The following is a 1,410-nucleotide window of genomic DNA, read 5'->3' as shown; positions in this document are numbered from 1 at the left end:
ATGTCATAGGTAAGATCTTAAGAAATTGAGTTGAAGCTCAATTCATGATCAAATGGTTGTTACCACACAAACCACAGAATCAAGAAAAGAGCTTCAAATGAATGCTAACATTTTTATTAATAAGTTAAAAAGTATCCTAAGTGAAAAAAAACTGAACCGACTTGGTAAACAAGTAGCATTTACTAAAAGAGAAAGAAATATTACCGCATTTCATATGGTTGTTAGTCTTGTTGCTGCGCTTGGGGATAAAAAAACGATCTATTTATCCGAAATATTAAGAGTTTATAATCAGCTAACAGGGCAGTCTATTAAGTATAAGCCTTTTCATAACCAGTTAGTTAAACCTGAACTAGCTGAACTAATGCGAGAGGTAACAAATAGAGTTTTTAATTGTTGGATAAATGATGCGCTTAAGTACACGAAAAAAGATTTGTTCAAGTTTGAGAATATTTTAATTCAGGACGGTAGCTCTATTATGCTTCATCGTTCTTTAAAAGATGTTTTTCCTGGGCGATTTTCAAATACGTGTCCAGCAGCGATTGAATTGCATGCTACTTTAAATTTAACGCAAGGTTGCTTTGAAAAAGCAGGTATAACACCAGACAGTTATTCTGAACGTGAAGAACTTCCAACATTTAAAGAGTTGAAAGGACAGTTGTTACTTGCTGATAGAGGGTATTATTCAGGTAGTTATATTCATGAATTAGATAAAGCAGGAGGATTTTACGTATTAAGAGCTAAGGGGTTAAAAGCAGTCAGAGTACATAATGCTTTTAAGCAAAATGGACAGGAATTAACAGGAAGTCATTCCCCAAAGTTATGTGAATTGCTCCCCGAATTACCTAAAAATGATCTTATTGATATGAATGTTAGCATAAAAAACAAGCTAACAAGAGTCGTTGGGTATTGGTCAAAAAAAGAAAAACAATATACATTTTTAGTCACTAATTTATCTATTGATGAATTTACAGCGACTGAAATAGGCAAATTATATAGGTTACGCTGGCAGGTTGAATTACTTTTTAAGGAGTGTAAGTCTTATAATAATTTACGCGGCTTTCAAACATCAAACGCAACCTTACAAGAGGCGCTAATTTATGTAAGTTTAATAGTAACCACGCTTAAAAGGTTTTTAACTGGCTGTATTGAAAAGATATTCAAAACTGAAATGTCTACAATGACAGTAGCAAAAACAACGGGTGTTTGGTGGATTGGCATATTAACAGCGATTATTAGGAAGCATAGGAAAGGATTGTTAAATGCAGTTAATGGAGCATTTGACTTTCTGAGGAAAAATGCTGCTAGGGCACACCCCAAACGCGATCGAAAAACAGGAGTATTTCAGTATGGGGTAGAGCCAAATTTTTAAGGCTGTACTTAATGTTTTTCTTAAGTACCTACCTATGACAT

Annotated in this window: 1 protein-coding gene; it reads left to right on the top strand. The window is 33.9% G+C overall.

Annotated elements, in window-relative coordinates; translation table 11 throughout:
* Positions 1–97: 97 nt before the first annotated feature.
* On the top strand, positions 98–1,369 hold the full coding sequence (locus AAEY62_RS19965; protein ID WP_024590080.1) for an IS4 family transposase: 1,272 nt from the start codon (positions 98–100) through the stop codon (positions 1,367–1,369).
* Positions 1,370–1,410: the final 41 nt, after the last annotated feature.

It is taken from the genome of Pseudoalteromonas sp. GW168-MNA-CIBAN-0100, from assembly GCF_040309225.1.
In the GTDB taxonomy this organism is placed as follows: Bacteria; Pseudomonadota; Gammaproteobacteria; order Enterobacterales; family Alteromonadaceae; genus Pseudoalteromonas; species Pseudoalteromonas arctica.
Note: the sequence above shows the minus strand (reverse complement) of the source record. Positions and strands in the feature narration are given on the sequence as shown.

Bases quoted from the DNA above. Each gene is read 5' to 3' on its own strand.
- AAEY62_RS19965 (WP_024590080.1), top strand. From the start codon at position 98: ATGAATGCTAACATTTTTATTAATAAGTTAAAAAGTATCCTAAGTGAA.